Origin of the sequence: Pseudoalteromonas shioyasakiensis (assembly GCA_013391845.1) — a bacterium.
In the GTDB taxonomy this organism is placed as follows: Bacteria; Pseudomonadota; Gammaproteobacteria; order Enterobacterales; family Alteromonadaceae; genus Pseudoalteromonas; species Pseudoalteromonas apostichopi.
The window spans coordinates 2,666,686-2,692,694 of record CP058414.1 but is presented as its reverse complement, the minus strand read 5'-3'; the positions used below and the strand labels follow the sequence as shown (position 1 = coordinate 2,692,694).

19 protein-coding genes are annotated in these 26,009 nt (G+C 41.3%); 6 read left to right on the top strand and 13 right to left on the bottom strand.

The window, feature by feature from the left end; genetic code table 11:
• Positions 1-2: 2 nt before the first annotated feature.
• On the top strand, positions 3-965 hold the full coding sequence (locus HYD28_12255; GenBank protein QLE09666.1) for a diguanylate cyclase: 963 nt from the start codon (positions 3-5) through the stop codon (positions 963-965).
• A gap of 50 nt (positions 966-1,015) precedes the next feature.
• Here the strand turns inward: HYD28_12255 and HYD28_12250 are convergent, their stop codons facing one another.
• The 5 genes from HYD28_12250 to HYD28_12230 form a co-directional block, all read right to left on the bottom strand.
• The gene (locus tag HYD28_12250; protein ID QLE09665.1) at positions 1,016-1,897 is read right to left on the bottom strand and encodes a universal stress protein; all 882 of its coding nucleotides are present in this window, start codon (positions 1,895-1,897) and stop codon (positions 1,016-1,018) included.
• A 5-nt stretch (positions 1,898-1,902) separates the two neighbouring features.
• A complete protein-coding gene (locus HYD28_12245; GenBank protein QLE09664.1) occupies positions 1,903-3,417 on the bottom strand; it encodes a SpoVR family protein in 1,515 nt (504 codons plus the stop codon).
• 20 nt (positions 3,418-3,437) lie between these two features.
• Complete coding sequence (locus HYD28_12240; GenBank protein ID QLE09663.1) at positions 3,438-4,724, bottom strand: YeaH/YhbH family protein; 1,287 nt, start codon at positions 4,722-4,724, stop codon at positions 3,438-3,440.
• Positions 4,725-4,750: 26 nt separating this feature from the next.
• Positions 4,751-6,673: a PrkA family serine protein kinase gene (locus tag HYD28_12235; protein ID QLE09662.1), complete on the bottom strand. Its 1,923-nt coding sequence runs from the start codon at positions 6,671-6,673 to the stop codon at positions 4,751-4,753.
• A gap of 239 nt (positions 6,674-6,912) precedes the next feature.
• Positions 6,913-7,494 carry a superoxide dismutase [Fe] gene (locus tag HYD28_12230; protein QLE09661.1) on the bottom strand — a complete coding sequence of 194 codons (582 nt, stop codon included), beginning with the start codon at positions 7,492-7,494 and terminating at the stop codon, positions 6,913-6,915.
• A 264-nt stretch (positions 7,495-7,758) separates the two neighbouring features.
• Between HYD28_12230 and HYD28_12225 the strand changes: the two genes are divergently transcribed.
• Complete coding sequence (locus tag HYD28_12225; protein ID QLE09660.1) at positions 7,759-8,097, top strand: Grx4 family monothiol glutaredoxin; 339 nt, start codon at positions 7,759-7,761, stop codon at positions 8,095-8,097.
• Between the two features lie 68 nt (positions 8,098-8,165).
• Here HYD28_12225 and HYD28_12220 read toward each other — a convergent pair whose 3' ends face one another.
• The 6 genes from HYD28_12220 to HYD28_12195 all read right to left on the bottom strand — a co-directional run bounded on the left by HYD28_12220 (position 8,166) and on the right by HYD28_12195 (position 15,392).
• Positions 8,166-9,467, bottom strand: a complete 1,302-nt coding sequence (locus HYD28_12220; GenBank protein QLE09659.1) for a GHKL domain-containing protein — start codon at positions 9,465-9,467, stop codon at positions 8,166-8,168.
• The gene (locus tag HYD28_12215; protein ID QLE09658.1) at positions 9,467-10,795 is read right to left on the bottom strand and encodes a sigma-54-dependent Fis family transcriptional regulator; all 1,329 of its coding nucleotides are present in this window, start codon (positions 10,793-10,795) and stop codon (positions 9,467-9,469) included. The genes HYD28_12220 and HYD28_12215 overlap by 1 nt, the downstream gene beginning before the upstream one ends.
• Positions 10,796-10,876: 81 nt before the next feature.
• Positions 10,877-12,082 carry an FtsX-like permease family protein gene (locus tag HYD28_12210; GenBank protein QLE09657.1) on the bottom strand — a complete coding sequence of 402 codons (1,206 nt, stop codon included), beginning with the start codon at positions 12,080-12,082 and terminating at the stop codon, positions 10,877-10,879.
• An 11-nt stretch (positions 12,083-12,093) separates the two neighbouring features.
• Complete coding sequence (locus HYD28_12205; GenBank protein ID QLE09656.1) at positions 12,094-13,407, bottom strand: ABC transporter permease; 1,314 nt, start codon at positions 13,405-13,407, stop codon at positions 12,094-12,096.
• Between the two features lie 2 nt (positions 13,408-13,409).
• Positions 13,410-14,117, bottom strand: a complete 708-nt coding sequence (locus HYD28_12200; protein QLE09655.1) for an ABC transporter ATP-binding protein — start codon at positions 14,115-14,117, stop codon at positions 13,410-13,412.
• 21 nt (positions 14,118-14,138) lie between these two features.
• Positions 14,139-15,392, bottom strand: a complete 1,254-nt coding sequence (locus tag HYD28_12195; protein QLE10554.1) for an HlyD family efflux transporter periplasmic adaptor subunit — start codon at positions 15,390-15,392, stop codon at positions 14,139-14,141.
• A 695-nt stretch (positions 15,393-16,087) separates the two neighbouring features.
• Between HYD28_12195 and gltB the strand changes: the two genes are divergently transcribed.
• The 4 genes from gltB to HYD28_12175 all read left to right on the top strand — a co-directional run bounded on the left by gltB (position 16,088) and on the right by HYD28_12175 (position 23,163).
• Positions 16,088-20,545, top strand: coding sequence for a glutamate synthase large subunit (gene gltB / locus HYD28_12190; protein QLE09654.1), 4,458 nt, complete (start codon positions 16,088-16,090; stop codon positions 20,543-20,545).
• Positions 20,546-20,554: 9 nt separating this feature from the next.
• Complete coding sequence (locus HYD28_12185) at positions 20,555-21,970, top strand: FAD-dependent oxidoreductase (protein QLE09653.1); 1,416 nt, start codon at positions 20,555-20,557, stop codon at positions 21,968-21,970.
• A 289-nt stretch (positions 21,971-22,259) separates the two neighbouring features.
• The gene (locus HYD28_12180) at positions 22,260-22,457 is read left to right on the top strand and encodes a hypothetical protein (GenBank protein QLE10553.1); all 198 of its coding nucleotides are present in this window, start codon (positions 22,260-22,262) and stop codon (positions 22,455-22,457) included.
• Positions 22,458-22,470: 13 nt separating this feature from the next.
• On the top strand, positions 22,471-23,163 hold the full coding sequence (locus HYD28_12175; protein QLE09652.1) for a response regulator: 693 nt from the start codon (positions 22,471-22,473) through the stop codon (positions 23,161-23,163).
• Positions 23,164-23,186: 23 nt separating this feature from the next.
• On the opposite strand, the gene HYD28_12170 is transcribed toward HYD28_12175, so the two are convergent.
• Together HYD28_12170 and HYD28_12165 are read right to left on the bottom strand one after the other, a co-directional pair.
• The gene (locus tag HYD28_12170; GenBank protein QLE09651.1) at positions 23,187-23,648 is read right to left on the bottom strand and encodes a hypothetical protein; all 462 of its coding nucleotides are present in this window, start codon (positions 23,646-23,648) and stop codon (positions 23,187-23,189) included.
• Between the two features lie 66 nt (positions 23,649-23,714).
• Positions 23,715-25,757, bottom strand: a complete 2,043-nt coding sequence (locus tag HYD28_12165; protein QLE09650.1) for a tetratricopeptide repeat protein — start codon at positions 25,755-25,757, stop codon at positions 23,715-23,717.
• Positions 25,758-26,009 lie beyond the last annotated feature (252 nt).

Genomic DNA, 26,009 nt, shown 5'->3' with positions numbered 1-26,009 from the left:
CTATGCCTGCAGCCGATTTTAATATGAATGAACTCCATTGGTTAATGGATATGTTTAATACCGTTGATGTAGGCCTAGTAGTGCTCGATAGAGACTACAAAGTATGCATCTGGAATGGTTTTATGGAAAACCATTCAGGCTTGCTACCAAGCGCGGTGAAAGATAAAGATCTGTTTGATTTATTTCCATCAATTGATGAAAAGTGGTTTCGCAGTAAATCAGAGTCTGTGTTCATACTAAATAATCGTTCATTTACTATTTGGGAGCAGCAGCCATATATTTTCCGTTTCAAAAACTACCGCCCAATTACCGGTAAAGCGGATCATATGTATCAAAATGCTACCTTTATTCCGCTGACAACGACCACAGGTGAAGTGTCGCATATCTGTATCATTATTTATGATGTAACGGATGAAGCTGTAAACAAAAAAGAGCTAGAAGAAGCCAACAGTAAGCTTGAACAAATGAGTCGAACAGATGCGCTGACTAAACTGACCAACCGTGGTTATTGGGAAGAAAAATTACGTAAAGAGTATATGCGTATTGTTCGCAGTGGCGGGTGTAGCAGTTTGTTGATGTTTGATATTGATCATTTTAAAAAGGTTAATGATGAGCATGGCCATCGCGGAGGTGATGAGGCGTTGCGTCATATTGCTGACCTTCTGCGTAAGACTTTGCGTGAAACCGATTTAGCTGGCCGCTATGGTGGTGAAGAGTTTGCGGTAACCTTGCTAGATACTGATCATGAAGGTGCGCATATTTTTGCTGAGCGATTAAGAACACTGATTGAGAACTCATCAATATACTTTGATGGCAAACAAATTCAACTGACGGTCAGTATTGGTTTTGCCTGCTTTGACGAAAAGTTTGATCGCTACGAAAAGTGGGTTGAAGCGGCAGATAAAGCCTTGTATCACTCTAAAGAAAATGGCCGTAACATGGTTACTGCTTATACAGATTTATAAAAAGGGGCAAAAGCCCCTTTTTTATACTAATTTTCTTAAGATTTTGCCGATTAAATGCCAAGTGGCGGTAAAACGAGAATATCTGTTTTAAGTAGCTTCATGACCTTTTCAGCAGTATTACCAATTAAATGACCTTTAATACCTGTATTACCAACCGAGCCCATAATCACTAAATCAGCATTTAATTTTGCTGCAACGCTTGGAATCACTTGTTCAACCACACCAGCTTTGATTTTTAGTTTTTCTTTTAAGTCGTGCGCTTCAATTAAGGTACGCTGCGCGACGGGGAGTTTTTCAAAAGCATTTGTCACTTGTTCATCTGAAAATACAATGCCTAAATCACGTAAAAATGGTGACACGTGCACGGTATAACACGCATAAAATTCGCTGTCGTAGTCTTTAGCATAGGCCAAACCTGCTTTAATAATTGCCTCGTTTAAACAGTATTTAGTGGCTTTTTCGCTGCCTAAATCAAGAGCCGCGAGTACATTGGTATTGTTACGCCATTTGTTATCGGCGGCTAGGTAAAGGGGGAGTGGGCTGAAACGGATAAGCTGCCAATCTAGTTCGCTAAATTGCGTTTCTTCGTCAATGTGACGGGTTTTAATCACCATATCATAGTTTGACGTATCAAGCTCATTTGCAAGCCACTGTACTGGGCTTTCATGCCACAGGTTTTGCAATGTATAGCTGCCGTCATCTAGATGCTCACTGATCAGAGGGCTAAGCGCTGCACGGACTTTAGCGAGTTCTTTGTCTTGTATCGCAAGCGCTTCATCTGGTGGAATAGAGAATAAAATGTTATTGGTATCTTCATAACTAAAAGCAACAAGATCAATATGCTTAACGCCTTTGGCTTTTTGCTTTGCATGTAAAATAGACGTTTTAGCATCGGCTATTGAGTCGATGATCACCAGTATTTTTTTATTCATTTTGGCTACTCTGTTGTGTGTCGGGTATCACTGCTTGGGCATTCACCCAGTAATGAAACTTCACCTGTTGAGGTTTCTTGTTCCAGTTTTACCTTAAAGCCCCATAGCCTGTAAAGGTGTTTTAGCACTTCATCTTTTGATTTAGCTAAGGGAATATTGTTATGGGGGACATAGCGCAGAGTTAATGAACGATCTCCTCTGATATCAACGTTATAGACTTGAATATTTGGCTCGAGATTACTTAAGTTATATTGAGCCGAAAGCGTTTCACGAACTTGTTGATAACCTAGCTCATCATGAATTGCCCCCACATTAAGAGTCGGTTCTTTTTCATGGTCAATAATGGTAAATAATTTAAAATCACGAATTATTTTCGGCGATAAAAACTGGCTTATAAAGCTCTCGTCTTTAAAGTTTTGCATTGCGAAATGCAGCGTCTCTAACCAATCGCTGCCTGCATATTCAGGGAACCACTTTTTATCTTCATCAGTTGGGTTTTCACACATTCTGCGGATATCAACCATCATGTTAAAGCCAAGGGCATAAGGGTTTATACCTGAATAATAGTTACTGTTGTATGGTGGTTGATACACTACATTTGTATGGCTTTGTAAAAACTCGAGCATAAAGGCATCTGTGAGTTTTCCTTCATCGTAAAGGTGGTTCAAAATGGTGTAATGCCAAAATGTTGCCCAGCCCTCATTCATAACTTGAGTTTGTTTTTGTGGATAAAAATATTGAGAAATCTTACGAACAATACGGATGACTTCCCGTTGCCATGACTCAAGCAGCGGGGCATTTTTCTCGATGAAGTACAAAATGTTTTCTTGTGGCTCATCAGGAAAGCGGCGCTCACGCTTTTTAGACTCTTGCTGTGAGGTTGGAATAGTACGCCAAAGTTCATTCACTTGTGATTGTAGGTAATCTTCACGTTCTTGTTGGCGCTTTTGTTCTTCATACAGTGAAATTCGTTGCGGGCGCTTGTAACGGTCTACACCATAATTCATAAGGGCATGACATGAATCAATCAGGTTTTCGACCTCGGTAATGCCGTATTTTTCTTCGCATTTAGCTATGTAATTTTTTGCAAATAACAAGTAATCGATAATTGAGCTGGCATCGGTCCAGGTTTTAAATAAGTAATTACCTTTAAAAAACGAGTTGTGGCCATAGCAAGCATGAGCCATTACCAAAGCTTGCATTGGTAGGGTATTTTCTTCCATTAAATAAGCAATACAAGGGTCTGAGTTAATAACAATTTCATAAGCGAGGCCCATTTGTCCTCGTTTATAGTTTTGTTCTGTTTGAATGAATTTTTTACCATACGACCAGTGGCTGTAGCCAATCGGCATCCCTACACTGGAATAGGCATCCATCATTTGTTCTGCGGTGATCACCTCAATTTGATTTGGGTAGGTATCGAGTTTATAAATTTTCGCAACCCGCTCAATCTCAGTTTGATACTCTGCTAATAAATCAAATGTCCAATCAGGACCGTCACTAATACGTTTATCGGCCATACTTTACCTCACTCGCAAGGCTATGCGGCGCCTTGCTGCTGACGATTCTTTTTAAATAATTCACGGAAAATAGGGTAAATGTCCTCAACGCCCCGGATATGTTGCATTGCAAAATTGTCGTGGGTTTGCGCTATCGACTGATACTCTCGCCACAAGCTTTGATGGGCACGGGCTGTAATTTCGATGTAGGCGTAATAGCGCACCGCCTTTAGTAGTTTATTACGTAAAATTTCGCCACAGTTCGGTGAGTCGTCTGCCCAGTTGTCGCCATCAGAGGCTTGTGCTGCATAAATGTTCCACTCTTCTGGGTTGTAGCGATCAGCGATAATTTCGTTCATTAGCTTTAATGCGCTCGATACAATTGTGCCACCCGTTTCCTGAGAATAGAAAAACTCTTGCTCATCTACTTCTTTCGCTTGGGTATGATGGCGAATATAGACGACTTCTATATTTTTGTAGCTGCGGGTTAGAAATTGATAAAGCAAAATATAAAAGCGTTTTGCCATATCTTTAGTAGCTTGGTCCATCGAACCTGAGACATCCATTAAGCAAAACATCACTGCTTTGCTTGTAGGATGTGGCTGTTTTTCATAATTACGAAAACGTAGGTCATAATTATCAATAAATGGCACTGCGTTAATGCGACTTTGTAGTTCCTCAATTTGACGTTCGAGTAACGCAATGGCAGCTTTGTCTGGTTCTTCCTCTGCTTTTAGCAACGCTAACTGACCTTCAAGCTCAGCAAGGTGGCGCTTTTTGCCTGCGGTCATTGCTACTCTGCGAGCAAGTGAGCCTTGTAATGAGCGCACTATATCAATATTGCTTGGCATGCCATCATTACAAAAACCTGCACGATGGGTTTTCATTTGTACGAGTTTATCTAGCTGATTTTGTTGTAGGTTAGGCAGTTCAAGATCTTCGAACAGTAAGTCTAAGTATTCATCCTTTGAAATGGAGAATACAAAGTCATCTTGTCCTTCACCCGAGTCACTGGCTTCACCTTCGCCACTGCCTCCACCTTGACCACCCCCTTGCGGCCGCTTGATTTTATCGCCCGTAGAGAATTGATCATTACCTGGGTGGATTTGTTCGCGGTCACCGCCACGTCCTTGATGAAAAATAGGTTCACTGATATCACGTTGCGGAATAGAAATACTCTCGCCGCTGGTAGTATCGGTTACGCTACGCTTATTAATGGCATCAGATACCGCTTCTTTAATCTGTTTCTTATAACGCCTGATGAACCGTTGACGATTCAAGGTACTTTTGTTTTTTCCATTCAGGCGTCGGTCAATAAAATGCGCCATAACAACCCCCTTAAAACAAACGTTTTTTACTGCGATTTTCTAACGCGTAAATACCATTCAGAAAGTAAACGTACTTGTTTTTGGGTATAGCCTTTCTCAACCATACGATTGACAAAGTCTTCGTGTTTTTTCTGATCTTCAGCCGAGGTTTTCGCATTGAAAGAAATAACAGGCAGTAGGTCTTCAGTGTTTGAGAACATTTTTTTCTCAATAACAGTGCGAAGTTTTTCGTAACTGGTCCAAAGCGGGTTCTTGCCTTGGTTGTGTGCACGCGCACGCAATACAAAGTTGACAATTTCATTACGGAAATCTTTAGGATTTGAAATACCCGCAGGTTTTTCAATCTTCTCAAGCTCTGCATTGAGTGCTGCACGGTCAAATAGCTGGCCTGTATCTGGGTCACGATATTCTTGATCTTGGATCCAGAAATCAGCATAAGTGACGTAACGGTCGAAGATGTTTTGTCCGTATTCAGAATAAGATTCTAAATACGCCGTTTGTAACTCTTTACCGATAAACTCAACGTACTGAGGAATGAGGTAACCTTTTAAGTGGCTTAAGTAACGCTCCTCAACATCGGCAGTAAACTGCTCACGCTCAATTTGCTGCTCCAGCACATAGAATAAGTGCACGGGGTTAGCAGCTACTTCTGTGGTATCGAAGTTAAATACCCGCGATAGAATCTTAAACGCAAAGCGGGTAGATAGCCCTGTCATGCCTTCATCAACACCGGCGTAGTCGCGGTATTCTTGATACGACTTAGCTTTCGGGTCGGTGTCTTTTAAGCTTTCGCCATCATAGACTCGCATTTTTGAATAAATGCTTGAGTTTTCTGGCTCTTTAATCCGCGAAAGTGTGGTAAATTGCGCCAATGTCTTTAATGTGCCGGGTGCACATGGTGCATCATGTAACTCACTGTTTTCAAGTAGTTTATTGTAAATTTTAACTTCTTCAGACACACGTAAACAATAAGGTACTTTGACGATGTAAACACGGTCTAAAAATGCTTCATTATTTTTGTTGTTCTTAAATGTTTGCCACTCAGATTCATTTGAGTGAGCTAATATCATGCCATTAAACGGTAGGGCACTAATACCTTCTGTGCCGTTGTAATTGCCTTCTTGAGTGGCTGTAAGCAGTGGGTGTAGCACCTTGATTGGCGCTTTAAACATTTCCACAAACTCCATTAAGCCTTGGTTTGCTAAGCAAAGGGCACCAGAGTATGCATATGCATCAGGGTCGTTTTGCGCAAAGTGCTCAAGCTGGCGAATATCTACTTTACCTACCAAAGCTGAAATATCTTGATTGTTTTCATCGCCCGGTTCTGTTTTGGCAATTGCGATTTGATTTAAAATTGATGGGTAGCGCTTAACTACTCTGAATTGGCTAATATCACCATTAAACTCACTTAAGCGTTTTGCAGCCCATGGTGACATCACTGTTTTTAAATAACGTGGCTTAATGGCGTATTCTTTTTCTAAAAGCTCAGCGTCTTCATTTGGGTCAAATAACGCTAGAGGGTGGTCGTTGACGGGCGAGCCTTTTATTGAGTAAATTGGTACTTGTTGCATTAAATATTTAAGCTTTTCAGCAATTGATGATTTACCACCACCTACTGGGCCAAGTAAATACAGCACTTGCTTACATTCTTCTAAGCCCTGCGCAGCATGCTTTAAGTAAGAGACGATTTGTTCAATGGCATCTTCCATACCATAAAAATCGTGAAATGCAGGGTAGCGTGCAACTACGCGATTTGAAAACAGCCTGCTTAAGCGCGCATCGGTCGATGTGTCGATAATTTCCGGCTCACCGATCGCCATCAATAGACGTTCAGGTGCGCTGGCATAAGCTGATTTATCCTTCTTACAGATTTCGAGAAATTCCTCAATACTGTATTCTTCTTCTTGCGCTGCTTCGTATCGTGATTGGTAATGCTCAAAAATACTCATAGAGACCTCCGAAAACCCGCTAAAATGACGTGTAATTAGATTAAGAGAAAAGCAAAGGCTAATTAAAGCTTAGTCACGATTTTGAATTTTTGCGCAAGAAAATTAAGAATTTAATTGAAAAAAGCTCATCTTGATTACGCTTTTTGGCTGAGGACTTGGCTGCGACTTAGAGGGGGCGTGCAATGGCAATAAAAAAGACGCCGAAGCGTCTTTTTTGGATTACTGTTAGTAACAGAAGATTAAGCGAAGTTAGCGTTCGCGAAGTCCCAGTTAACTAATGCCCAGAAACCTTTTAGGTAATCTGGACGAACGTTACGGTAATCGATGTAGTAAGCGTGTTCCCAAAGATCCACAGTTAGGATTGGTGTAACACCTTCATCAGTTAATGGAGTTGCAGCATTTGACGTGTTTACGATATCAAGTGTGCCGTCAGCTAGTTTAACTAACCAAGTCCAGCTTGAACCAAAGTTGTTTACTGCTTTATCGTTTAACGCTTCTTTGAATGCGTCGAAAGAACCCCATTTAGCATTGATCGCGTCAGCGATTGCGCCAGTAGGCTCGCCACCACCGTTTGGAGATAGGCTGTTCCAGTAGAAAGTGTGGTTCCAGATTTGTGCAGCATTGTTAAATACGCCACCTTCTGAAGAACATACGATTTCTTCTAGAGATTTGTTTTCGAATTCTGTGCCTGGGATCAGACCGTTTAATTTCACAACGTAAGTGTTGTGGTGTTTACCGTGGTGAAACTCTAGAGTCTCTTTTGAAATATGTGGCTCTAATGCATCGATTGCGTATGGTAGTGACGGTAGTTCAAATGCCATTTTTTATCTCCATCTTCTTGGTTGATAGTCCACTCAGTTATAGGTAATAGCAAGGTAAACAGCGTACTTCCCTATACCAAGTGGTATTATAGTGTTACTATAATTGTTGAGTATTTTACTCAAGTTTTAGCAAACAGCAATGCTATTGCTAAAGACTATTTAAAATTGTGGCTACGAATGCCGATTTTAAGTTATATATCTGAGGCCACAGTGAAACTTTTTCAAGGCCAATGTAGTAAGCCAATGTCTTTTTTGAGGTTGTAAATGGAAACCATCGATAAAATTAAACAGCAAATTTCTGAAAATCCAATCCTTCTTTACATGAAGGGATCACCAAAGTTACCTAACTGTGGTTTTTCTTCACAAGCATCACAAGCACTTATGGCATGTGGTGAGCAGTTTGCTTACGTTGACATTCTACTTAACCCAGACATCCGTGCAGAGTTACCTGCATACGCAAACTGGCCAACATTCCCACAATTATGGGTAGAAGGCGAGCTTATCGGTGGTTGTGACATTATCATCGAAATGTTTCAGCGTGGTGAATTACAACCACTAATTACTGAAACAGCTGCAAAGTACAAAGAAAAAGACGCTGAATAATCGAATTTAGTGTAGAAAAAAGCCGCTGATTGCGGCTTTTTTTATACCAATATTATTGCTTATAGGTATTATGAGGGTAATAAAACATGCACGCTTAAGCCACCTTGCTCGCGGTTGTGTAAGCTAATTTGCCCGTGGTGTGCTTCAACTATTTCTCTGCAAAGTGCTAAACCTAGGCCACTACCAGTTGTCTTGGTTGAATAGAAGGGGATAAGCGCATTAGCCATCACAGCTTCACTCATGCCTTTGCCTTTGTCGCTCACTGTGATGTGAGTGCCGTTTGCTTCTTGTTGCACAGTTAAATTGATATCTTCAGGGTTAGAACCTGATTCATAGGCATTTTTTAATAGGTTGATCAGTAATTGTTCTAGTTGTGTGTGATCAGCTTCAGTTGTTACACCCTCATCTAGTGATACATCAACCTGCCACTGGCTTTTTAGCTGTTCAATAAGAGTATGCCAGTTAACCGTCGATAGTTGCGGTGTTGGTAACTTGGCAAATTTGCCATAACCTTGCACAAACTCATTAAGATGCTTGATGCGGTCCTCAATGGTAGTAAAGACCCGCTTCAAGCGTGGCTCGTCGACTTCTTTAGTTAATAACTGAGCGCTATGAAGCATGGATGACATTGGGCCGAGTGAGTTATTCAGCTCATGACTAATGATGCGAATGACTTTTTTCCACACTTCAACTTCTTGGCGGCTTAGCTCGCGAGTGAGCTGTTTAAATACAAACAGTTGGTGAAACTGATTATTAAGTAATAATCGGCCTGTCGCCATATGCCAAGTTTGCGATTCTTGGTCTTCTTTATCAAGGGTAAATAAACCATCGACCCCTTTGTGAATCGCGCGCGTTAATTGCTCACAGCTAGATTCTAAAAAGTGTTCAAGTTTAGCGCCTTCAAGAGCTGATTTAGCATCGAGTAAGCTGCGTGCACTGTGGTTGCTATAAACGATAAAACCTTGGTCGTTAGTCAAAAGCACTGCTTGTGGCGAGCTTTGTAAAACTTTATCGAGCATCAGCTCTCGCTGATATATCCATTGTTTTTCTTGGCGAAGCTGTTTTGCAGTTTGGTTATAAAGCCGACATAAATCGCCAAGCTCATCACTGCCCTCATATGCTAATAATGTAGCCAGCTCGCCATCTTTAAAATTAAGTAGCCCGGTTTCGAGAGAGTTCATTCCATCAATGAGCGGGGCAGATAACTGGGCGGCAAAAAGAGCACTTATCAACACGCATGCAAGTAGAGCTAAAATGCTGTAAAACAAGCTTATGCCCGAAAAGTAACAAACCAATATCAGCGGCAATACAGACGCTGTAATACATAAGGTTATGATTTTATATCGAAACGAAAAACGCTGTGTTGTCATTAATAATCAATCTTAAATTTATCAAGTCTACGATAAAGGGCTTGGCGACTTAATCCAAAATGACGAGCCACTTTCGCAATAACACCTTGGTACTCGCGCATGGCAAGTTCAATCTCTTGCTTGCTTGGCTCTGTTCTTGTTTGTGCGGGGCTATTTACTTCAACTTGTAAGCCAAAATCGGCAAGCTCAATCATCCCTGTGGGCTTTAAAACCCCAGCACGTTTACAGGCATTTTCAAGTTCGCGAACATTACCAGGCCAGCTGTGGGCAAGTAGGGCTTTTTCTGTGCTGAGTGAGAATGCTCGCTCAGGTAAAAAGTGTGCGACCAAAGCTAAAATGTCATCTGGGCGATCAGCAAGGCTTGGCAAATTTAACTCAATGACATTCAAACGGTAGTAAAGATCTTCACGAAACTGACCAGTTTTAATTGCATGACTTAAATCTTCATTGGTTGCTGAAATTACCCTAACATTCACTTTGCGTGTTTGTGTTGAACCTAAGCGTTCAAATTCGCCGGTTTGTAAAATGCGTAATAGTTTCATTTGCCCAGAGAGTGGCAAGTTACCAATTTCGTCTAAAAATAGTGTGCCACCATCGGCGGCTTCAAAACGACCAATACGCTGTTTAGTAATTCCTGTATACGCACCGGCTTCTGCACCAAATAGCTCAGCTTCGATCAGTTCGCTTGGCAGGGCGCCAGCATTAACAGTGATAAAGGGTTTGTCTGCTAATAATGAATTAGCCTGAATTATTTGTGCAATTCGCTCTTTGCCACTGCCATTAGGACCTGTGATAAGCACCGAAATATCCGATTTAGCAACTTGAATTGCAAGATTAACAATGTGCTCCATAGCGGTACTTTTATATATAAGACCCACTAAATTAGCGTTATGCACAGATGCATCACGTTCTTGCTGGTGGCGGGTAAAGGTTTCGTTTTGTTGTTTTACTTTACCCAGCTCTATCAGGTTATTTACACAGGTAAGTAACTTGGTATCGTCCCATGGTTTCGGTAGATAATCAGCTGCACCCGCTTTTACGAGTTCAACGGCTGTTGACAGCTCAGTCCATGCGGTAATCAAGATAATTGGTAAATGAGGGTTAATGTCTCGTAAGGCATAAAAGAGCTCTTTGCCTTCTTCGCCTGAGGTTGTGTCGGCGGTAAAGTTCATGTCTTGAATAACAAGCGCAATACGTTGATATTGCACAGCTTGAATAGCCTCAAGAGGATTGCTTGCTGTAACGACCTCAAAATCGTGAATTTCAAGTAATAATGACAACGCATCCAAGATGGCTGGGTTATCATCGACGATAAGTATTTTTTCCATATAATTGTTTTAGTTATTTTCCTAATAAGGGGGCAAGATAAATGCTACACTGTAAATCCAGTGTAGCATAGGTTGGGAGAACTAAATTGTTCGAGTTGCAATGCTCGGAGAGATGTTCGCCGCCCGTTTTGCTGGAGCAAGTACTGCCAACAGACTCATAATAAATACTGCTAATGCTGTTACTAGCACGTAGCTAATATCAAGTTGAGCAATTGAGAAATGCTGCATCAGCACCTGGCCTAAATATATGGCAGCAATAACGCCAATCACTAAACCAACTACACATATCATGGCGTTTTCAACTAAGAAGTAGTTAATAATGGCTGATTTTCTTGCACCTAAAGCGCGGCGAGTACCAATCTGTTTTGTACGTTTACTGATATTAAATAAGGTAAGTCCGAAGATACCCAGTGCAGTTACTAACACTAAGATTGCAATGAGTACAACCAGCATTCTCATCATTAATGTGTCTTCAGCCATGTACTGTTCTTTGTCATCATCTAAACCACGGATACGAGAAATAACACGTTTGTTGTAGTTTTTAAGCATGGCCTCTTCAACGCGATTCATAACTGATTGACGTTGACCTGGCTCAGTTCTGACCACAAAACGTGCATTTGTACCTGGCTTGATAAAAGGTAGCAGTGCTACGTTATCTGGGCGGCTGTCTTTTAGCCATGGACCTTTCATAAGATCAATAACACCAATAATTTTCATTGGAATGTCACCAAAATAAACTGTTTGACCTAAACCATTTCCGTCAGGGAATAGCTCATCAACTAGGGCTTTAGTTACAACAGTTACTTTTGAAAGTTCATCATAGTTATCGGTCACGATGACTTCATCTTCGGTGTAGTTACGCCCAGCAATGAGCTTAACACCGTAGGTATTAATGCCATGCTCATCGATAAACATGTAAGACGTACGGACGGATTTACTCTCTTCAGGTGCAGGCTTTAAACTAAAATCTGACGAAGATCCACTGCCTGAAAGCGGTGTATTACTAGAGTAAGCCGCATCAACTACACCTGGGATTTGACGGAGCATAGTTTCATCTAGCTCGTACTGCTGAGATGGAGACACGTCTTTGCCAAACATCATGACATTAAAAACGAAAATATCTTCTTCAGGGTAGCCTGTTTCTTGGCTTAAGTAGCTGACCCTGTCTTGAATAATAAACGCGGCATTACTGACAATCGCAGTGGTGATGGCAATTTGTATCAGTAATAAAATAGCGCCAACTTTTGAGCGGCATAAGGCGTGAAAGATAGGTTTAATTTCTAACATAGGTGTCTTCCTTATTGGCTCTTAAGATAAATAGCAGGGTTGGTTTTACACACTAGCCATGCAGGGTAAAGGCCAGCAATAATACAGGTGGTAATTGCAATCACTGGCGCGCTTAATAGCATGCTTAAATCCATCGTGGCTAAGCTTTTGTAGTAGCTATAGCTATGGCGTACGCCTAATAAACCTATTTGCGCCAAAATAATACCGAAGATGCCACCCAAGAAGCCTAACATTGCCACCTCAACGATATGTTGAAAGAAGATTTGGCGTTTACTGGCGCCTAATGCGCGGCGTACACCCACTTCAGGAGCTCGACGTAAAAACTTCGCCAGTAATAAGCCTAAAATATTAGCAAGGCACACGGCTAAAAACATAAAACTTAGGCCGACTAAAATTTCGTTGTCTTCACTGACAACATTGTTGTATTGCATCCACTCATTTACATCGCGTAAGGTGGCCGTTAGTTTTTCACGATTAAAACGACCGAGCTTTTGTTGCTCTTGCATATAGGCCATCAAAAAGTCTTGGTAAGCTTGTTTTTCTGCAGGTGTTTTTAGTTCAACCCAAAACTGCAACCACACCATTTCTGAATTTAGTTTGTCGTTAAAGGTGTTGGTTTTTTCATGTTTCCAACCATTGGTATTACCCCAATTTTCAAGCTCGCGGGCTTTCATTAGGCTAAATGGTAAAAACAGTTGTTCGGTTTTATTAAATGCGCCGTTATTAAGGTCATAGTATTTTGTGGTGATATCCCAATCATCAATCACGCCAATAACTTCATAACTGGCATCATCTAGATAAACCATTTTACCTACGGGGTTTTGACCTGCGAAAAGCTTGTCGTTTAGATCTTTATTAATCACCACTACAGGGGCTGCATCTGCTTCTTGTTGCTCAGTCCACACTCCACCATAAATAAACGATAAGTTAAACATATCGAAAAAGTCAGGAGTGGTTAGGCGCGCTTGACCAATAAATGGTTTTACTTTGTCTGAGTCTAAATAAACCGAAAAACCCGTTCTTACCATAGTGACGCGTTTACCACCGGCTTTTGCTTTATTAAGGTTGACTGCATCTTGATAAGTTAATTGCAGTGGCATGTTATCGACTGTCCACCAAGTACGGCCTTCATCCATGGTTTGTAACTGCACAGAATAAAGGCTGCTACTTTTTTCAGGAATAGGATCTGCCGACATCATGTGATACACAGATAAACTTGTCATGGTTACGCCAATACCAATAGCAATGGCCAATACCATTAAAAAGCTTACAAGTGGCGTGCGCTTAAAGCTGCGCCAGCTTAAATCTAAATAATGAAGGAACATGGTTATACTCCAGCCGCTTTGAGATTTTGGGTACCTTGATATAAGGTGAAGTCAGCTAGCTGGCCGTCAACAACTTGGATATTGCGTGGGGCTCTGCGTGCAAGTTCTGGATCATGGGTTACCATGATGATGGTTGCGCCGTCACGGTTGATTTGCTCAAGTAGTTCCATTACTTGGCGTGCCATTAAGCTATCTAAATTACCCGTCGGCTCATCGGCAAGTAAAAAGCGAGGCTCACCGGCTAGTGCTCTGGCAATGGCCACACGTTGTTGTTGACCACCAGAAAGTTGTTGCGGTAAGTGTTTTGCTCGTGAAGCTAAACCAACTTGCTCAAGGCATTGCTCAATACGGCGTTTACGCTCAGCGGCTTTAATGCCACGATAACGCAATGGCACTTCAATATTTTCATATAAGTTCAAGTCAGGGATGAGGTTAAAACCCTGGAATATAAAACCAATTTTTTGATTTCGTAGATCAGCGCGTTGGTTGTCATTTAGTTTCCCCACATCAATACCATCTAACATGTACTGGCCTTCGCTAAATGGCTCCAACATACCTGCGATGTTTAAAAAAGTGGTTTTACCCGAGCCACTTGGGCCAGTTACTGCAATAAATTCACCTTCATCTACTTGTAGGTTGAAGTCGCGAAGGGCATGAGTTTGTACCATGTCAGTTTGATACACTTTGCTGATGTCGTTCATTGTAAGCATGTTGATTTTTCCTTTTATTTGTTAACGTAAAACCAGTGTGGATGCTTTTTTAAAGCGGTCGTAATTCGAGATGATTAGCTTATCGCCAGGCTCTACGCCTTCTATTATCTCGACAGCATTGATACTGCTAGCACCGGTTTTTATATCGATTAAATAAGCCATGTCACCTTCAACTTTATAAGCCTGGGTGCCACCTTGCTGTAAGAATGCACCGCGTTTTACTTGCAATACATCATCGCGATTCTCTAATAAAATACGTGCGGTTAAGCGTTGGTTTTGGCGAATACCAGAAACCTCACTGTCAAAGCGTACGCGGGTAGTTACCTCGCGATTATTCACCTCCGGTGAAATAGCCGATAAGGTTCCTGTTACATGACGGGCACCTAAAGTCAGTTCAACTTGCATACCAAGACCTAGCTCATTGGCATAGCTTTCTGGTACTTGTAGTTCAGCTTCAAAGTTACTTAAATCCACCAAAGTCATTAATGGTTGGCTTTGTGTAACGGCTTCTTTTTGCTGCACTAATAAGTTACCAACAATACCGCTTACACTGGCAGTAATTGTGAGTTCATTCACCTGCCTAAATAAGTCATCAACGATGAGTTGCTGACGCGTCAGATCGCGCTCTGCAGCTTTTAGTTCAAATGCGAGGGTATCTTTAGCTAAGCTGACTTCTTGCTCTGCATGTTTAAAGGAAAGTTTGGCGCGGGCCAAGTCATCAACGGCTTTTTCTAAATCTATTTGGCTGATTAAATGTTTTTCGATAGAGAGTTTAGCTCGGCGGTTTTCTCTGTCTGCGGCATTTAGTTCAACCTGTGCTAAATCAAGGGCTTTAGTAAGGCTTAGTTTTTGTCGACGTGCTTCAAGTTGCTTGCGTTGTAGTTCACCTTCTAATCGTGCTAATACTGATTGTTGCTGTTTTAATTCGTTAGTAAGCTCAGGGCTGGTTACGGTGGCGATTACTTCGTTTACTTCAACGCTGTCACCGGCTTTTACTTTTAAATCAACAAAACCTCGTTCAGGGCTATAAACTTTTGGCGCATTAGCTGCAACGATTTTACCGCTCGCTGCCACATCTCTAGTAAGCGTCTTTTGGGTTACTTCACTAATTTGTAGGCTTGCTGCATCAACCGAAATGCTGCCATCGCTACTGGCAAACAATGCTTGAAAGCCAAGCGCACCAACAAGTATTACACCTACTGCTAATATAAGTGGTTTCTTAATGGTGTTTTTTTTAGCCACAGTAATATCTTGGGCACTGGTATCCTTTATCATCATAACTCCTTACGATTCTCAAAACATACAATCATGAAGCCAACGGCAATCATGGTAAGCGGAGAAGCCATAAACAAACTGATAGTGAACATTTTGAAATCCTTAATTTCGCTGATGACTTATCTATACCAGTAGCGTGCCAATTGTTAAGCTTCTGATAGTATTGTGTTTTTATTTTTTTTGATGAGTAGATGTCTGTCCGCGGACAGAAAAAGTGTCCGCTGCGGACACTTTTAAATTGCTGATTATTGACGCGAGGGTAAAGAAAGTCAGTCATTGCGACTAAGGTCGGCTGCTCAGAGACCTAGTTTGTTACTATGCTAAAGCCAAGAGTAAATAATGATGCAGCAGCGTTAGGTGATACCTCATAAAAACTGCATTGATATTCAGATTTTGAATAATTATTCATAATAAAGCACAGTTTACGTTAACGTAAAGAGGCGGGTTTTAGATTGTTTTTTTACAAGTTGTTAAATTTGACACCAGTGTCATAAAAAAATAACGGGTGAAATACGCCTAAATGTAAAAAAATAGCATAGAATTTAGAAAGTGCCTTTAAGTGAGAAATATTCATGAATATGAATATGTATTCAAAACTCTATTGACTCATGAGGTATTTGGCGATAGTTTTGTTCGTCTGCTAGCACTGTCACAAAAGACTGAACCGCTAGTCGTTGTAGCAAGGGGAGGGGTCTATGTTATACGACTCAAAATTAGAAAAAGATAATTGTGGCTTTGGCTTAATAGCCCAGGTCAATGGTCAGGCGAGTCACCGCTTGATTCGAACAGCAATCACTGGCTTAGATCGCATGGAACACCGTGGTGGTATTTCTGCAGATGGTAAAACTGGTGATGGCTGTGGTTTATTAATGCAAAAACCTGATAGTTTCTTTCGTGCTATTGCCAGCGAACATGATTGGCACTTAGGTAAGAACTACGCCGTTGGCATGGTATTTTTAAATGCCGATCCTGTACTTGCGCAAACAGCTAAAGATGTGTTGAGTGAAGAACTCGAAAAAGAAACCTTGAGTATTCAAGGCTGGCGCGTAGTACCTACCGATGCGTCATGTTTAGGGCCAATTGCAAAAAAACAACTACCAGGCTTTGAACAAATTTTTGTTAGCGCACCAGAAGGCTGGCGTCCAAAAGATTTAGAGCGTCGCTTGTATGTAGCGCGTCGTCGTGCTGAAAAGCGCCTCGAAAATGATGAACACTTTTATATTGCCAGTTTATCTGGTTTGGTCACTGTCTATAAAGGCTTGATGATGCCTGTAGACTTACCTAACTTTTATTTAGACTTAGCTGACATTCGCATGACCAGTGCGATTTGTGTATTCCACCAACGTTTTTCTACTAATACACAGCCTCGTTGGCCTTTAGCTCAACCTTTCCGCTATTTAGCGCATAATGGTGAAATTAATACGATTCAAGGTAACCGCCAATGGGCACGTGCCCGTGCTTATAAGTTTGCCTCACCACTTATTCCAGATCTGCAATCAGCCGCACCATTCGTTAACGAAAGCGGCTCAGATTCTTCAAGCTTAGATAATATGCTTGAGTTGTTCTTAGCGGGAGGCATGGATTTATTCCGTGCAATGCGTATGCTTGTCCCACCAGCATGGCAGAAAAACCGTGCCATGGATGATGACCTACGTGCGTTCTATGACTTCAACTCAATGCATATGGAACCATGGGATGGCCCAGCTGGTATTGTAATGTCTGACGGCCGTTTCGCGGCTTGTAACCTTGACCGTAATGGCTTGCGTCCGGCGCGTTATGTAATTACCCAAGATGGATTTATCACGCTTGCCTCTGAAGTGGGCATTTGGGATTACGCACCAGACGAAGTCGTTGAAAAAGGCCGTGTCGGACCAGGTGAGCTGTTAGTTATTGATACTCATCAAGGGAAAATATGGCATTCAGATGAAATTGACCAAGACCTTAAATCTCGCCACCCATATAAAGCATGGTTAGAGGCAAACGTTAGGCGTTTAACGCCATTTGAACAGTTATCTGAAAAAGATGCGGGTAACCGTTCTTTTGATGACGAAACACTGCTTAAGTATCAAAAAATGTTTGGCTATACTAACGAAGAGCTTGATAGCGTGATTCGTGTTATGGGTGAAAATGGTCAAGAAGCAACGGGTTCTATGGGTGATGACACGCCATTTGCGGTACTGTCAGAAGGCCATCGCTCACTGTTTGATTACTTCCGACAAAAGTTTGCGCAAGTAACGAATCCACCGATTGACCCACTTCGTGAAAATCACGTTATGTCACTAGCAACCTGTATTGGTAGTGAGCAAAACGTATTTAACGAAACCACCGGCCATGCTAAGCGTTTACAGTTTGATACGCCAATTTTGATGTATGCTGATATGCAACAGCTGATCAATGCTGACGATGAGCACTACAGCTACTGTAAAATTGATATCACTTACACCGCAGAAGAAGGCTTAGAAAAAGCAATCACACGTATCTGTGATGAAGCACAAGAAAAAGCGGCGTCAGGCTGTGTCATGCTTATTTTAAGTGATCGTAACTTTAGCGAAACGCATTTACCGATTCCTGCGGCGATGGCGGTTGGTTCAATTCAAAAGCGTTTAGTAGATAATAACTTACGTTGTGAATCTAATATCATCATCGAATCGGGCAGTGTCCGTGATGCGCATCAATTTGCGGTATTACTTGGTTTTGGTGCAACGGCAATTTATCCGTACCTTGCTTATGAATCATTAGTTGCAATGAGCGATAACAAGACCCTGAATAAGAGCTATTGCGAAGTAACGCTTGCGTATCGTAATGCGATTAACAAAGGTCTGTATAAAATCATGTCGAAAATGGGCATCAGTACTGTCGCTTCGTACCGCTGTTCAATGTTATTTGAGGCAGTTGGTTTATCAGATGCGGTTGTAGAAACCTGTTTTAACGGTGTAGCTAGTCGTATTAAAGGGGCTTGTTTTACAGATTTTGATGATGACCAACGTAAGCTTCATAAGCTGGCCTTTAGTAAGCGTAAATTATTGAGCCATGGCGGATTATTAAAATATGTTCACGGTGGTGAGTACCATGCTTATAACCCAGATGTTATTCAAACACTGCAAAAAGCAGTACGCTCTGGGGATTACAAAGATTACTTAGCGTATGCTGATTTAGTAAATAACCGCCCGATCACCAATTTACGTGACATGTTGGCAGTCAAGATCCCTGATACAGGTGTGAGTGTTGATGATGTTGAACCTGCAACTGAGCTGTTCAAACGTTTTGACTCTGCAGCAATGAGTATTGGTGCGTTATCGCCAGAAGCGCATGAAGCACTCGCAATTGCAATGAACCGTTTAGGTGGTTGCTCAAACTCGGGTGAAGGTGGTGAAGACAAGCTTCGCTACGGCACAGAGAAAAACTCGCGTATTAAGCAGGTTGCCTCAGGTCGTTTTGGTGTAACACCACATTACTTACGTAGCGCTGATGTAATTCAGATTAAAGTTGCGCAAGGTGCAAAACCAGGTGAGGGTGGTCAATTACCGGGTGAAAAAGTAACGCCGTATATTGCAAAATTACGTTATTCAGTGCCGGGTGTGACTTTGATTTCGCCTCCGCCACATCACGATATTTACTCGATTGAAGATTTAGCTCAGCTTATTTTCGATTTAAAACAAGTAAATCCAGACGCACTTATTTCGGTGAAACTAGTTTCTGAACCAGGTGTAGGTACTATCGCAACAGGTGTAGCTAAAGCCTATGCCGATTTGATTACTATTGCTGGTTATGACGGTGGCACAGGTGCAAGCCCGCTCACTTCTGTTAAGTATGCAGGTAGTCCTTGGGAGCTTGGTCTTGCTGAAACTCAACAGGCGTTAGTAGAAAATGGTTTACGTCACCGTATTCGTCTACAAACAGATGGTGGCCTTAAAACGGGTCTAGATATCATTAAGGCGGCTATTTTAGGTGCTGAAAGCTTTGGTTTTGGTACTGGGCCTATGGTAGCTCTTGGTTGTAAATACCTACGTATTTGTCACCTAAATAACTGTGCGACCGGTGTTGCAACGCAAGACGATACGCTGCGTCAAAAGCATTATCATGGTCTGCCAGAAATGGCGATGAACTACTTTAAGTTTATTGCCGAAGAAGCGCGCCAAATTATGGCAAGCCTTGGTGTAACTCGCTTAACAGATTTAATAGGTCGTTTGGACCTACTTGAAGCAATTGAAGGCAAGACAGAGAAACAAAAGAAAGTTGATTTGTCTTCAGTTATTGCCGTACCAAACAACCCAACGGGTGAAACCTTGTATTGTAGTGTGCCTAATAGCTCACACTACTTAGGTCAGCTAAACGAAACCTTACTTGAAAAAGCGAAGCAAGCAATTGATGAAAAATCAGGTATCTCGCTGGTTAACCGTATTTGCAATACAGACCGCTCAGTAGGGGCTATGCTATCGGGTTATATTGCGTCAAAACATGGTAACCAAGGTATGGCTGCTGATCCTGTTTCTATTGAGCTCCATGGTACAGCAGGTCAATCATTTGGTGTGTGGAATGCAGGTGGTCTTGAAATGACGCTTGTTGGTGATGCGAATGACTATGTTGGTAAAGGAATGGCTGGCGGTAAGCTAGTAATTCGCCCACCGCTGGGTTCTTCTTTCGAAAGCCACAAAGCGACCATTGCCGGTAATACCTGTTTATATGGTGCAACGGGCGGTAAATTATTTGCCGCAGGCTGTGCCGGTGAGCGTTTTGCAGTTCGTAACTCAGGCGTCCAAGCGGTTGTAGAGGGCGTGGGTGACAATGGTTGTGAATACATGACAGGTGGTGTTGTTTGCGTACTTGGTAAAGTGGGTATCAACTTTGGTGCAGGTATGACAGGCGGTTTTGCTTATATTCTTGACGAAGGTAATGACTTTGAAAAACGCATTAACCCTGAACTTGTTGAGATTGTCACGCTTGAAGGGTTGGCATCACACCAAGAACATTTACGCGGTCTAATTGCTGAGCATTTAGAACTTACAGGCTCAAACCGCGCTGAGCAGATTTTAGCTAACTTCGATTTATACATTCCGATGTTTAAATTAGTTAAGCCAAAATCTAGTGATGTAAAAAGTTTACTTGGGCACCGAGCGCGCAGCAGCGCAGAGCTTCGTGTTCAGGCTCAGTAAGGGGGTAGTATGAGCGAAAATGTATACCAATTTATCGATGTACAACGTGTTGATCCGCGTAAAAAGCCAATCTCAGCGCGTAAACAATCTTTCGTAGAAATTTACGAGCCGTTTTCTGAGACGCAAGTTAACTCACAGGCGGATCGCTGTTTAGATTGTGGTAACCCGTACTGTGAATGGAAATGCCCAGTACATAACTATATTCCACAGTGGTTAAAATTAATTCGTACTGGCCGTATTTTAGAAGCGGCAGAGTTGTCTCATCGTACAAACAGCTTACCAGAGGTGTGTGGTCGAGTGTGCCCACAAGACCGCTTGTGTGAAGGCTCTTGTACACTTGACGAAGAGTTTGGTGCTGTCACTATCGGTAATATCGAAAAGTACATCACAGATACCGCTTTTAAGATGGGCTGGAAACCAGATATGTCGTATGTGGTTTGGTCTGACAAAAAAGTGGCTATCATTGGTGCTGGTCCGGCAGGCTTAGGTTGTGCGGATATTTTAGTACGTAACGGTGTAAAACCTGTGGTGTTTGACCGTCACCCTGAAATTGGCGGCCTTCTTACATTTGGTATTCCTTCATTCAAACTTGAAAAAGAAGTAATGCAAAAGCGTCGTGAAATTTTCACTGAAATGGGTGTCGAGTTTAAGCTAAACACTGAAGTTGGCGTTGATATTACTCTTGATGAAATCTTGGCTGAATATGATGCCGTTTTCTTAGGTGTCGGTACGTATCAAAGTATGCGTGCAGGGCTTGAGAATGAAGATGCTGATGGTGTGTTTGATGCACTGCCGTTCTTAATTGGTAACACAAACCGTGTTATGGGCTATGCAGAAGACAAACAAGCTTATCTCGATATGGCGAACGAAAAAGTTGTCGTGTTAGGCGGTGGTGATACAGCAATGGACTGTGTGAGAACCTCTATTCGTCAAGGTGCTGCAAAAGTAACTTGTGCTTATCGTCGTGACGAAGAAAATATGCCAGGCTCAAAGCGTGAAGTTAAAAATGCCCGTGAAGAGGGGGTAGAATTTACCTTCAACGTACAGCCGAAAGGCATTGTTGTTGACGAGCAAGGTAAAGTTGCTGGCGTTAAGATGGTGAAAACCCAGCTTGGTGAGCCGGACGAAAATGGTCGTCGTCGTGCTGAAGAAGTTGCCGGCTCTGAACATGTTATTGAAGCTACCAAAGTGCTAATGGCTTTTGGTTTTAAACCTCATAAAATGGATTGGTTAGAGCCGTACGGTGTTGAAATCAATCATTGGGGGGGCATCAACGCACCAGAAAAAGGTGAATTTACCCATCAAACAACGAACCCTAAAATCTTTGCTGGTGGCGATATTGTTCGCGGCTCAGACTTAGTGGTAACCGCTATTTTCGAAGGCCGAAACGCCGCAGAAGGGATTATGGATTATTTGGAAGTTTAATCCTAAGGGGTTCATTTAATATTTATAAAAGCAAGCTACCTAGCTTGCTTTTTTATTACCTGCCATAAAATATACTTATTTCTTGTTTTGAGAATTTAAGCAAGATCCAGAAAGATAATGAAAAAATAGCGCTTATTACCTACAATCTTCGAATGAATTCTACAGTAGAACATAAAAGTTCATTATTTCGTATTAACTCCATATTTACTCCACATTGTTGCGTTTTAATGTCTATCAGAGGCAGAAGCCCATCTGAATATTTGATGCTAACAACATGGATAAAAAGAAAATGTTTTGCGAACACACTAATAACGAGCAGTTAAGCTTTTTTCAGCCGAATTCAAAATCTGAAAATGATTTACTCAATGAGGTCATGAATAGTGAAGACCTGCACGATATTCTGACTATGGTTTTACTAGATGAAACCTTATCAGACGCCCTTAAAGCGATGGTGAAGCAACAACTGAAAACAATAAAAAAAATATAAAACGGAAATAAAAATGCCGCAGATATTAGTCGTTGAAGACGACTTAGATATTGCAGAACAAGTACTGTTGTTCTTTAATGCATCTGGTTTTACTACTCACCACATCACTGATGGCAGTGCTGTGGTATCGTGGGTTAAAGAAAATAATCCAGATGCAATAATTCTAGATGTAATGTTACCTAATTTAGATGGCGTGGAATGCATGAAGCAGATCCGCGCTTTTTCAATGGTGCCTATTATTATGGTAACCGCTAAAGTCGAAGAAGCTGATAGGTTAAAAGGGTTAGAACATGGCGCAGATGACTATGTATGTAAACCTTTTAGCGGTGCAGAGCTGGTGATGCGTGTTAAAGCTATTTTAAGACGCTGCGCGCCAGTATCTATTAGCAAGGAAACTGTTGAAACGCCTGCTACTATTTGCTTAAACGAAGATGCGCTTGAAGTTGAAATAAAGGGCGTGTCTTTGGGTTTAACTAAAGTAGAATTTGACGTATTCAAGCTTTTGTACAAAGCCCCTAAGCGTGTTTTTTCAAGGCAGCAGATACTTGATCACATTCAGCCCAATAACTTTGATATTACCGACCGCGTAATCGACAGTCACATCAAAAATATTCGTAAAAAACTGAAGAATTTACAGTTCTCTCCTAAGATAGTCGCTTCCGTTTATGGTGCAGGCTATCGCTATGATGAACGTCAAATCAATTGATTTGGCGTTCATCGCCTTTACTATTAATTACACACTGTACGTTCACCTTTTCGAATCGAATGGGTAAACATATACACTGATAATTCCCTTGCTTGAATATCTTGCCAAATTTGTTTGCTAGGAACAGGACATAACGCGTAATGTAAATATTGGCTAAGCGCTTCACCTTCAAGGGCTATCGAAGAAGGCGTTCGTACATAGACCTGAATCGCATCAGTTGAGTACTTTATTTGATTTAAGCGCCACTGGCCTAGTAAGAATTGCTTTGCAAAGAACTGAGAAATGCGTTGTTTTGCAGCTTCAGATAGTGGAGGGTACTCTATTGGCTTTTCGTAGCTTGCATAATAGAGTGCTGCACTTAACAGCATGCTGGCAAGGGCCGCATAAATTGGCAGTGGGGACTTTTTGGTTTTTTTAATATTGCTTTGGCGATGTTTACGCTCAATAGATTTTGCCCATTGAGCGTGCTTTAATGATTCTGACATGGTTCCATTCCACAGTAGTTTATAGTGCTATTTAAGCAATAAAATGTGGTGGAAAAATGGAGAGGCTTATTTATTACCTAAAGGCAGTAAGATTCTAATACATAAGCCACCTGACTTACCCGGTAATGCGTTAATAGTACCGGACATCAATTCGACAAAACTCTGACAAATTGATAACCCTAAACCTGAGCCTCCTGATGCGCGGCTACGAGACTCTTCAACACGATATAAACGGTCAAAGAGCTTGCCTATATGAGCTTTACCTACACCCGGAGAAGTATCATCGACTTGTATAAACAGCTCTTGTTTATTCGCTCTCACCTTTAGGCGAACATGGCCTGGGGTGTCTGTATATAGACACGCATTAGTAAAAATATTGTTGAGGATTTGGTCGAGTTTTTGTTTATCTACCGTGATCTCAACATCATTAGCAATAACAATGTCAGCCAAAAAAGTTAGCTGATGGCTGCAAACATAACGGCGCATGTCTTGCTCGTATTCAGCAAAAATTTGTGCGGCATTATATTGTTGAAGGTTCAATGTAAGGGTTTTATTTTCAGCTTGCGATAACTGATATACATCCGAAATTAAATTATTAAGTTGTGCTATCTTGCCATTAATTTTGCTGTAGGCGAGATCACGGTTTTCTTGAATGTCGAGCTCAAGCGCTTCTATATGCAGTTTCAATACGCTCAATGGGGTGCGTAATTCATGAGAGATATCAGCGAGCATTTTGTCTTTTTCAATTAAGTTATATTGATAAAGCTTGGCTTTAAATAACGCTTTTCGATGCTTGAAGTAATAGAGTACTAACGCAAGGATACTAAACAACAAAACAATACCAGCAGACAACAACCAAATCTGTTTTTCTAGTCGCTGGTTATTCATTTGTGCAGTTGCGAGTTTGTTTTTTTGTATTTCATCATCAATTCGTTGCTGTTGCTCGATTGCTGTTAATTGCTTTTTATTCTTTTCGACAGCTTGATTTAGATGTTCTTCAAACAAAGACTCGGCCAGTTCATTTTCAAGCTTTAGCTGCTCAGCTGCTAGCTTGTAATCACCTATCAATTCAGCATAAATTGCGGTATAGCCGTGCTGCTTTTGATTCAATAATCGGTTATTGATACCTAGTAACAACTCTTTTGTTCGACTTAAATAAAGACCAATTAGCTCAGGGTTTTTAAGGACTAAATGCAATTCAATTAAATTAAAGTAAGAGTAGATCTTACTTAACGCCGAGCCAGATTTAAGTGCTGCATTGAGCCCAGACTCAGCACTACTGAGAGCCATATGCTGGTTGCCTATTTTCAAATACAATTGCATTAACGTATGCTTCGCCGTCGCCATATTTTCATAGGCTTTGACGTCGGCTAAACGGGTAAAGGCGTTATTTAATAAGGGAAGAGCCTGCTCTAAATCGCCTCGTTTATACACCAGCTTGGCAAGTTGTAAACTGGTATCAGCAATATTCATTTGGTTTTTGGTTTTAATATCAAACTCGAGTGCTTTTTTATAGAAGTACTCAGATTGCGTGAGGTCATCAAGCCTGTGAGCAAGGTTTGCTAAGTTATAAAAGTTAGTGGCAACAAGTTCATAATTATCGCTGTTTTCTAATAACGCTTGTGCTTTTACCTGATGATGCATTGATTGTTCAAGATCATTTAGTGTGTCGTATAGTGAACCCAAATTGCTATGGCTTTGTGCTTGTAGGTTTTTGTCTTCAAGCTCGTTTGCAAGCGCTAAGGCTGCCATATAGTGTTTTTTTGCTTCTATTGTTTTTAATTGGCGACGATAGTTGATCCCCAACTCTTTTTGGATGTGGTATTGGTCCTTTTTGCTTAAACTAGCAAGCTTTTGTAATGGCGATAATAGTTCAATCGCTTTGTTGTAATGACCTTGTTTACGTAACAGAGGCGCTTGTGCCATCACAATTACAGGGCTCGATGTAGCGCTATTTTTATCTTTGTATTGCTCTAGAATAGTGAGTGCTTCAATGAGCTTGCCTTGGTTCTCAAGGTCAGTGACTTGATTTAATAGAGAGCTTGGTAGTGAGGTTGCTACACAGGAAAAAGACAGTAAACATGTAGCGATAAGTAAAGAGTATTTCATTTGCAGTTAGAATAAGCTTAAAGTGTGCTTATACTAACCAGCAAATGTGTGCAAATTATGGAGTTATTAGTTAGCGTTTATCACAACTAAACTTCAATTAATGATAAAGTTTTATCCTTAATTCAGTTACACCTGAGATGTTATGATTTTTCATCTTTTTGTCTCAGTATCAAAAATTTCTGATTGTATTCAACCTACGGAATCCTAAAATCTAGATTTGGATAATTTATGCTCCATTAAATTAATAGTAAA

Excerpts from the sequence above, each read along its gene's own strand:
- HYD28_12255 (QLE09666.1), top strand. The coding sequence starts at position 3 with ATGCCTGCAGCCGATTTTAATATGAATGAACTCCATTGGTTAATGGAT.
- HYD28_12250 (QLE09665.1), bottom strand. The coding sequence starts at position 1,897 with ATGAATAAAAAAATACTGGTGATCATCGACTCAATAGCCGATGCTAAA.
- HYD28_12245 (QLE09664.1), bottom strand. The coding sequence starts at position 3,417 with ATGGCCGATAAACGTATTAGTGACGGTCCTGATTGGACATTTGATTTA.
- HYD28_12240 (QLE09663.1), bottom strand. The coding sequence starts at position 4,724 with ATGGCGCATTTTATTGACCGACGCCTGAATGGAAAAAACAAAAGTACC.
- HYD28_12235 (QLE09662.1), bottom strand. The coding sequence starts at position 6,673 with ATGAGTATTTTTGAGCATTACCAATCACGATACGAAGCAGCGCAAGAA.
- HYD28_12230 (QLE09661.1), bottom strand. The coding sequence starts at position 7,494 with ATGGCATTTGAACTACCGTCACTACCATACGCAATCGATGCATTAGAG.
- HYD28_12225 (QLE09660.1), top strand. The coding sequence starts at position 7,759 with ATGGAAACCATCGATAAAATTAAACAGCAAATTTCTGAAAATCCAATC.
- HYD28_12220 (QLE09659.1), bottom strand. The coding sequence starts at position 9,467 with ATGACAACACAGCGTTTTTCGTTTCGATATAAAATCATAACCTTATGT.
- HYD28_12215 (QLE09658.1), bottom strand. The coding sequence starts at position 10,795 with ATGGAAAAAATACTTATCGTCGATGATAACCCAGCCATCTTGGATGCG.
- HYD28_12210 (QLE09657.1), bottom strand. The coding sequence starts at position 12,082 with ATGTTAGAAATTAAACCTATCTTTCACGCCTTATGCCGCTCAAAAGTT.
- HYD28_12205 (QLE09656.1), bottom strand. The coding sequence starts at position 13,407 with ATGTTCCTTCATTATTTAGATTTAAGCTGGCGCAGCTTTAAGCGCACG.
- HYD28_12200 (QLE09655.1), bottom strand. The coding sequence starts at position 14,117 with ATGCTTACAATGAACGACATCAGCAAAGTGTATCAAACTGACATGGTA.
- HYD28_12195 (QLE10554.1), bottom strand. The coding sequence starts at position 15,392 with ATGATAAAGGATACCAGTGCCCAAGATATTACTGTGGCTAAAAAAAAC.
- gltB (QLE09654.1), top strand. The coding sequence starts at position 16,088 with ATGTTATACGACTCAAAATTAGAAAAAGATAATTGTGGCTTTGGCTTA.
- HYD28_12185 (QLE09653.1), top strand. The coding sequence starts at position 20,555 with ATGAGCGAAAATGTATACCAATTTATCGATGTACAACGTGTTGATCCG.
- HYD28_12180 (QLE10553.1), top strand. The coding sequence starts at position 22,260 with ATGTTTTGCGAACACACTAATAACGAGCAGTTAAGCTTTTTTCAGCCG.
- HYD28_12175 (QLE09652.1), top strand. The coding sequence starts at position 22,471 with ATGCCGCAGATATTAGTCGTTGAAGACGACTTAGATATTGCAGAACAA.
- HYD28_12170 (QLE09651.1), bottom strand. The coding sequence starts at position 23,648 with ATGTCAGAATCATTAAAGCACGCTCAATGGGCAAAATCTATTGAGCGT.
- HYD28_12165 (QLE09650.1), bottom strand. The coding sequence starts at position 25,757 with ATGAAATACTCTTTACTTATCGCTACATGTTTACTGTCTTTTTCCTGT.